This is a genomic window from Streptomyces sp. L-9-10, assembly GCF_004151105.1.
Classification (GTDB): Bacteria; Actinomycetota; Actinomycetes; order Streptomycetales; family Streptomycetaceae; genus Streptomyces.
In genome coordinates this window covers 410-9,104 of record NZ_PHRF01000057.1, presented here as the reverse complement: position 1 = coordinate 9,104, position 8,695 = coordinate 410, and the positions used below count along the sequence as shown (strand labels likewise).

Annotated in this window: 2 protein-coding genes; both read right to left on the bottom strand. The window is 71.4% G+C overall.

The window, feature by feature from the left end; all coding sequences use genetic code 11:
- Window positions 1-3,314: non-ribosomal peptide synthetase (locus CU044_RS39045; protein WP_193563981.1), on the bottom strand; the 3,314-nt coding region annotated here is incomplete at its 3' end.
- A gap of 58 nt (window positions 3,315-3,372) precedes the next feature.
- On the bottom strand, window positions 3,373-8,695 hold a 5,323-nt coding region (locus tag CU044_RS15615), incomplete at its 5' end, for a non-ribosomal peptide synthetase (RefSeq protein ID WP_193563980.1).

Below are 8,695 nucleotides of genomic sequence, written 5' to 3'. Positions count from 1 at the left end.
AACGCACCACCACACCCACCCACCACCACACCCGCCAACTCAACCCAATGACGACACAACCGCTCCACCGACACCGCATCAAACAAATCCGTGCTGTACTCCATCTCGCCGGAGAGGCCCCCGTCATGCCCCCAGAACTCGAAGGTGAGGTCGAACCGGGCGGACTCGCGCGGCACATACACCCGCTCGGCGGGCATCCCGCCGAACTCGGTCAGCCCGCCGAAGGCGTTCTGGAGGACGACGGCCGCCTGCACCAGCGGGGTCCTGCTGGTGTCGCGCTCGGGGGCGAACTCGTCCACCAGCCGGTCGAACGGCACGTCCTGGTGGGCGTACGCCTCCAGCGCGGTGTCCCGGACGGAGGCGAGCAGGTCCCTGAAGGAGCGCGACTCGTCGATCCGCGTGCGCAGGACGAGGGTGTTGACGAAGAACCCGATCAGGTTCTCGGTCTCCTCGCGGTCACGCCCCGAGGTGACCGTGCCGACGGCGATGTCCTGACGGCCGCTGTACCGCGCCAGCAGTAACTGCGTCACCGCTGTGAGCACCATGAACAGGCTGGCGCGTTCACCGCGGCCCAGCGCGGCCAGGCCGTCGGCCAGATCCTTCGGCACCTCGAAGGTGTGTACCGCGCCCGCGGCGCTACGGACGGCGGGACGCGGCCGGTCGGTCGGCAGGTCGAGAGCGGGAAGGTCCCGCAACTTACCTCGCCAGTATTCGAGTTGCCTCTCCACCGACGCGTCGGCGAGCGCGTCCCGCTGCCAGATCGCGTAGTCCGCGTACTGCACCGGGAGTTCGGGCAGACCGGTCAGGGCGGCGGGGGCCGAGCCGAGGAGGACGGAGGCGGGCACGGCAGTGGAGACGAGCCGCGCGGCATAGAGGGCGCCCAGGTCGCGTACGAGCACCCCGACCGACCACCCGTCCGTGACGATGTGGTGCAGCGTCGCGACCAGAATGTGTTCCGCGGGTGCGAGCCGGATCGCCAGGATGCGCAGCAGTGGGCCGGTGCGCAGGTCGAAGGGCGTGGCCTGCTCGGCCCTCAGTACCGCGTCGAGTTCGGCGACGCGCGCGTTCTCCGCGAGGGCCGAGAGATCGAGAGCACGTACGGGTACGACGGCACCGGGATGCACCACCTGGACCGGGCGGCCGTCCTCGGTCTCGAAGGTGGTCCGCAGGGTCTCGTGCCGCGCCACCAGATCCGTGACGGCCTCCCGCAGCGCGGATCCGTCCAGTTCGCCCGAGAGGCGCAGCGCGGCAGCGGTGTTGTACTCGACGCTCCCGGGGGTGAACTCGTGCAGGAACCAGAGGCGTTGCTGTCCGGGGGCGAGCGGCAGCGGCGCGGTGCGGTCCGCGACGGGGATGCCGACCGCGACCCGACCGGTGCCGGCGTGCGCCGTGTCCTGCCGCTCGACGAGGCCGACGAGGCCGGCGAGGCCCGCCACCGTGGGCTCGTCGAAGAGCGTGCGCCAGGGGAGCGTGACGGAGAGGGTGCCCCGCATCCGGGACACGACCTGGAGGGCGAGGATGGAGTCACCGCCGAGGTCGAAGAAGTCGTCCTCGGCACCCACCTGTTCGACGCCCAGTACGTCGGCCCAGATGCCGCACAGCGTCCGTTCGGTCTCGGTGCGCGGAGCGACGTACTCCCGCTCGGTTCCGTACGCCCCGTACGCCCCGTGCGCGCCGTGCGCCCCGTATTCGGGCGCGGGCAGAGCACGGCGGTCGAGCTTTCCGTTGGCGGTCAGTGGGAGCGCGTCGAGGACGACGAAGGCGGCGGGGACCATGGTGTCGGGCAGTTCGGCGGCCACATGCGCACGCACGTCACCCAGGTCCGGTCCGTTCTCCGCGCCCGCCTCTTCATGCTCTCCGTGCTCTCCGTCGGTGCCCGGCTCGGCCACGAGGTAGGCGACGAGCCGTTTGACGCCCGGCAGGTCTTCACGTGCCACGACGACCGCGGTGCGTACCGCAGGGTGGCGTGCCAGCACCGCCTCGATCTCGCCGGGTTCGATGCGCAGGCCGCGTACCTTCACCTGGTCGTCGCTGCGCCCGCCGTACTCCAGCGCGCCGTCCGGCCGCCAGCGCACCACGTCCCCGGTCCGGTAGAGCCGGCCGCCCGAGGCGTACGGGTCCGCGACGAACCGTCCGGCGCTCATCCCGGCCCGCCCGTGGTAGCCACGGGCCAGAGGGCCGCCGAGGTACAGCTCGCCCCACGCACCGACCGGTACCGCCCGCAGTGTGTCGTCCAGTACATGGGCCCGTGTGTTGGCGATGGGCGCGCCGATCGGGTACGGGCCGGGTGCGTCGGCGGACAGCGGTGCGCTGAGGGTGGCGCAAACGGTGGCCTCGGTCGGGCCGTACGCGTTGATCACCCGGCGTCCGCCGGCCGACCAGCGGGCGACGACATCCTCCGGGCAGGTCTCGCCGCCGATCACCACGGTCCGCAGGTCGGGCAGTTCGGCCTCGGGTACGGTGCCGAGGACGACCGGCGGGACCATGAGATGTGTGACGCGGCGTTCGTTGAGCAGCCGCAGCAGTTCGTCCCCCATGGGCTGTCCCGGCGACAGCACGAGGGTGGCCCCCGCGGCGAGGGTCATCATGATGTCGGCCATGGAGACGTCGAAGCTCGGCGAGACGTACTGGAGCACCCGGCTGTCCGCGCGGAGCCCGAGCGCCTCGACATGGGCGACGGCGAGTCCGAGCAGCCCCCCGTGCGGCACCACAACGCCCTTGGGCCGTCCGGTCGAACCGGAGGTGTAGATCATGTACGCGGAGGTGTCCGCGCCGATGGCGGATTCGGGCGCCGTCGCGGGGCGGTCGGCCGGCTCGGTGTCGAGACGGTCCATTTCCAGGACGGGGGGCGTCGCTCCACCGGACCGGAGCGCGAGTGTGCCGTGCCGGGCGATCAGTACCTGTGGGGTGCTGTCCGCGAGCATGTAGTCGATTCGGTCGGCCGGGTAGCCGGGGTCGATCGGCACATACGTACCGCCTGCCTTCAGTACGGCGAGCAGCGCCACGACCAGCTCGGCCGACCGGTCAAGACAGACCCCGACGCGGGCTTCGCCGCCGACGCCGCGCGCCCGCAGCATATGGGCCAACCGCGTTGCTCGTTCGTTCAGTTGGCGATACGTCAGGGTGACGGCGTCCCCGGTCCCCTCGTCCTCGACCGCGACGGCGTCCGGGGTGTTTCTGGCCCACCGCTCCACCGTCCCGAGCACGGTGGTGCCGAGCAGGTCCCGCCGTACGGTGTCGTTCCAGCTCTCCGGTACGGGGCGCCCCTCCGCCACGGATACGGACTTCCAGTTCGGCGAGGACGCCGTGTTCATGAATCCCCCTCCAGTTCCCGCTTGTTGCTCAGTTCTCTTGCTGCTCTTGCTGCTCTCGCTACTCGGGTCGCTCGTGCTGCTCGGGCCGCTGGTGCTGCTCGGGCCGCTCGTGCCGGATCGAGTCTTCGAGTTCCTGGAGGATGTGCTCCTCCACCGCGACCGCGAGACCGGTCACCGTCGGGGAGTCGTAGAAGGCGCGCACGGAGAACGCCACCCCGAACGCGGTTCTGATCCGGGAGTTGATCTGAAGGATCTGAATCGAATTGCCGCCGAGGTCGAAGAAATCGTCCTCGACGCCGACGCGCTCCACGCCCAGCACCTCCTGCCAGATACCGGCGAGCACGTCCTCTCCCGGCGTGCGCGGTGCGATGTACACGGTGTCCGCCTGCGCGGCGGGATCCGGGGCGGGCAGAGCCCTTCGGTCGACCTTGCCGTTGGCGTTCAGCGGCAGGCTGGTCAGCTCCATGAACACCGACGGCACCATGTAGGCGGGCAGCAGTCCCTTGAGATGGGCGCGCAGCTCGCCCGGGGCGAAGGTGTGCCCGTCCCGTACGACCGCGTAGCCGACCAGCCGCGCCGCGCCGCCGTCGTCCTGCCGCGCCGCGACCACCGCGCGGGCCACGGAGGGATGCTGTCGCAGCGCCGACTCGATCTCACCCGGCTCGATACGGAACCCGCGGATCTTCATCTGCTCGTCGGCGCGACCGGCGAACTCGATGTCGCCGTCCGGCAGATAGCGGGCGCGGTCACCGGTCCGGTACAGCCGCTCGGCCGGATCCGCGCCGAAAGGATCGGCGACGAACCGCTGCGCGGTCAGTCCCGGCCGGTTCAGATATCCCCGGGCCACACTGGGCCCGCCGAGGTAGAGATCTCCGGTCACACCGACCGGCACGGGCCGCAGCGCGCTGTCGAGGAGATACATCAGGATGCCCGGGTTCGGCCTGCCGATCGGCACACCCGCGGTGTCGGGCAGGGCTCCTCGTACCACCGGATAGAGCGAGGATTCGACCGTGGCCTCGGTCACCCCGTAGGTGTTGAGCACGGTGGTGCCCTCGGCGGCCTCGTCCAGGAGCCGTCGGCAGTCGTCGGTACGCCAGAGATCCGCGCCGGCAGCCAGCACCCGCAGCGGGGGAAGGCCCTCGCCGTGGCGCGCCGCCTCGTCGGCGAGCGCGGTGGCCAGCGCCGGCACGGTATCGAGATGCGTGACGCGCGCGGCCCGTATGAGGGTGAGCAGTTGCGCGGGGTCGGCGATGGCCTCGGACGGTGCGATGACCAGGGCGCCTCCGTAGCAGAGGGCATGCACCAGGTCGGAGACGAACACGTCGAAGGACATGCTGGCCACGTTGAGCTGCCGTACGGGCCCGTCGGTCTTCCCCTCCCCGTTGCCGGTGAACCCGTACGCCGCGTTCCAGGACGCCGCGCCATGGCTGATGCTGCGGTGCTCGACCATCACGCCCTTGGGCCGTCCGGTCGACCCCGAGGTGTAGATGACATACGCGATGTCGCGCGCGGTGACCCCGGTCTCCGGCGTCCGGTCCGGCAGCCCGGCGATCAGGTCCCACCGCTCGTCCAGAGGAAGCAGCGGCGCGGGCCCGGCGGGCAGTCCGCCGGCGAGGGACCGCTGTGTGATCACCAGCCGGGCCGCGCTGTCGGTGAGGACGTACGCCAGCCGCTCGGCGGGGTGGGCGGGATCGAGCGGAACGTACGCGCCGCCCGCCTTGAGCACGGCCAGCAGGGCCACCACCATGTCCGGGCCGCGTTCCAGGCAGATGGCGGTGACCGTCTCCGGGCCCACGCCCCGCGTGACCAGGTACTGGGCGAGCCGGTTGGCACGCGAGTCGAGTTCGGCGTACGTGAGCGCGGACGTGCCGGACACCACCGCCTCCGCGTCGGGCGTGCTGCGCGCCTGAGCGGCGATGAGTTCATGCAGACAGCTGGAGTGTTCGTAGGGGATCCTGCGACCGCTCCAGCCCTCACCTGTGCCCTCGCCGCCGCCGTTGCCGTCGCCATTGCCGTCGCCACGCAGTAGCCGGTCGCGCCCGTGCTCCGAGAGCAGGGGCAGTTCGGCGGGCGGCCGGTGCGTGCTGCCCGGCATGCCGCGCAGCAGCACGGCCAGGTGCTCGGCCATGTGCACGATGCGGTCGTGGTCGAACAGCGCGGGATCGTACGCGAGCACCAGCGCCAGCTTGTCCGCGTCCGCGTAGGCGGTCAGATCCAGCGGATAGCCGGCGGTGTCGACCGCGTGCACATCGGTGACCCGCAGTCCGTGTGCGGCGGCGGCCTCCTCGTTGCCGGGGTAGTTCTCGAAGACGACGATGCTCTCGAAGAGTTCGGTGCCGCGCGGCAGTTCGGCGCAGTCGCGCACCTCCCGCAGCGCGAGATGCTCATGGCTTCTCGCCTCGGCCTGCTCGGTCTGGAGCCGGCCGAGCCAGTCGAGAAGGCTCTCGGTCTCCGGTACCCGGGTCCGTACGGGCAGTGTGTTGAGGAAGTTGCCGACGGTGGACTCCATGCCGGGGAGGTCGGCGGGGCGCCCGGACACGGTGGCGCCGAAGCACACGTCGGCCTCGTCCGAGTAGCGGGACAGCAGCAGCGCCCAGGCGCCCTGCACCACCGAGTTGAGGGTGAGCCGGTGACGTCCGGCCATCTCCGTCAGCGCCCCTGCGTCCTCGGTGGACAGCTCGATCCGTATCCGCTCGGCGGCGTGGGGCCGGTGGCCGGGGGCGGGGCGGCGGTCGACCGGGAGGGGGGTCGGCGAGCCGAACCCCGCCAGTGCCCCGCGCCAGTACTCCCGCGCCGCCGCCGTGTCCTGCCTGCTCAGCCACTCCACGTAGTCCCGGAACGGCGGCCGGGCGGCCAGGGGCGCGGCACCGCCCGTTCCCGTACCGAGCGCACGGTACTGGGCGAAGACGTCCTCGAAGATCTGTGAGGTGCTCCAGCCGTCGAGCACCACATGGTGGAAGGTCCACACGACACGGACGGCGCCCTCCCGCACGCGTATCAGGACGAGCCGCATCAGCGGGGCGACGGTCAGGTCGATGCCCGCCGCGTGCTCCTCGTCCATCAACTCGCGCAGCCGCGAGGCGTGTTCGTCGGCAGGGGGAACGGCATCGGGATCAGCGTTGGCGTTGGCGTTGGGATCGGCCGCGCCTTCGGGATCGGTCCAGTCCAGTTGCCGGATCGCCACGGTCGCGTGCCGCAGGACCACCTGAAGGGGCTCGGGCACGCCGTCCCACACCAGTCGCGTACGGAGCGCGGGTGTCGCGTCCACGAGCCGCTGCCAGGCGGTGGCGAGCAGCCCGGGATCATCGGCGCCCTCCAGCAGGAACGACACCTGGTCGAGATAGACACCCGGCTCGGTGAGGGTGTGCAGCAGCATGCCGCTCTGCATGGGCGTCAGCGGGTAGATGTCCTCCACCGCCGAGTCCCGCACCGCGGGGCCGACCCCCACGAGCGCGTCCACGGTGGCCTGGTCGAGCCGGGCGAGCGGGAAGTCCGAGGGGGTACGGCCGCCCGCGTCGGGCTGCGCGCAGTGCCGTACGAAACCGCTGATCTCCGAGGCGAAGTCCCGGGCCAGCCGCTCGATGGTCGCGGGGCGGTGCAGCTCGGTCGAGTACGTCCAGGTGAAGGTCAGCCGGCCCGCGGTGACCACACCGATCACGTCGATCAGATGCGCGCGTTCCTCGGCCGGGTGGTGGTCCTGCCCGACGGCGGGCAGGGGCGCGCGCAACGGCCCGGTCGTGTCGGGTGCTCCGTCAAATCTGCCGTGGTAGTTGAAGCTGATGCGCGGCTCGGTGGCGTCGGCGAGCACACGGCCCGGGGATCCGTCGGCGGAGAGATGGCGCAGCGCGCCGTACCCGAGACCTCGGTCGGGCACGGCCCTCAACTGTTCCTTCACGGACATGAGCGCCGATGCCCGGTCGTCGGTGTCGGGAAGCGCGAGCGCGACGGGATGGATCGAGGTGAACCAGCCGACCGTCCGGGTCAGATCGAGGTCGCCGAACAGTTCCTCGCGGCCGTGTCCTTCGACGGCGACGGCGGTGCGCTGCCGACCGGTCCAGGTCCGCAGCGTGCGGGCGAGCGCGGCCAGTAGTACGTCATCGGTGCGTGTCCGGTACACGTCGGGCACGCGGTGCAGCAGGGCCTCGGTCTCCTCCGCGTCCAGGGTGACTTCCACGGTGGCCTGCGCGGCCATCGTGTTGCCGCCGCCCGGGAGGTCGACCGGCAGCTCCGTCGCCTCCGCGTCCGTCACCGTCCGCCAGTAGCCGGCCTGGTCGTCGAAGCCGCCCGCGGCGACATGCGCGGCCAGCCGCCGCGACCACTGCTGCACGGACGCGCTCTTCTCCCCGAGGCGGACGGGGCCGCCGGCCGCGGCTTGCGCGTAAGCGGTGGTCAGGTCCTCCAGCAGGATGCGCCACGACACACCGTCGACGAGCAGATGGTGCGCGGCGATGAGCAACCTCGCGGGGCGCGCCGGCCCCAGGTCCCCGACGAGCACACGGAACAGGGGACCGCGGGACAGGTCCATCCCGGACTGTGCGGCGAGTACCTTCTCCTGCCACACGTTCTCGGCACCGGCGGCGCCGGTGAGGTCGGCGGGGCCGGTGAGGTCATGGACGGCGAACACCGCGTCGACGTCCATGGCAGGGGCGATACGCCCCGCCCAGCCACTCGTGTGCACGGCGCGTTCCGCCCCGGTGAAGGGCGTGAAGGTCGACCGCAGGGCGTCGTGCTGCGCCAGCAGGGCAGCGACCGCCGAGCGCAGATGAGCGGGATCGGTGCCGGTGGCCAGCTCGAAGCCCATCGACATGGCGAAGTGGTGCGGCGCGACGGGGTGGTGGGCGAAGAACCAGTCACGGATGGGTGTCGGGCTCACCGGTCCGCTCACCGCTCCCTGCGGCGCGAGCGAGGCGCTCCGTCGGGCGGCGGTCGCCGCCGAGGCCGCGAGGTCCGCGATGTTCTGGCGAAGGAACACATCCCGGGAGGTGAGTTCCAGCCCGGCGCGACGGGCCCGGGAGACCACCTGGAGGCTGGAGATGGAGTCCCCGCCGAGGGAGAAGAAGTTGTCGTGGACGCCCACTCGTTCCCTGCCGAGGACATCGGCCCAGACCTCGCACAGCACCCGTTCCGCCTCCGTGCGGGGGGCGACGTACTCCCCTTCCATGGAGAGGCCGGGGGCCGGAAGCGCCCGCTGATCGACCTTTCCGTTCGTGGTCAGGGGCAGCTCGTCCAGGACGACGAACGCGGACGGCACCATGTACTCGGGCAGAAGCCCGGCAGCATGCTCACGTACTCCGGTGACGTCCAGGACCCCGGAAGGTACGAGATACGCGACCAGGCGTTTCGCCCCCGGCCGGTCCTCCCGGACGACCACCGAGACCCGC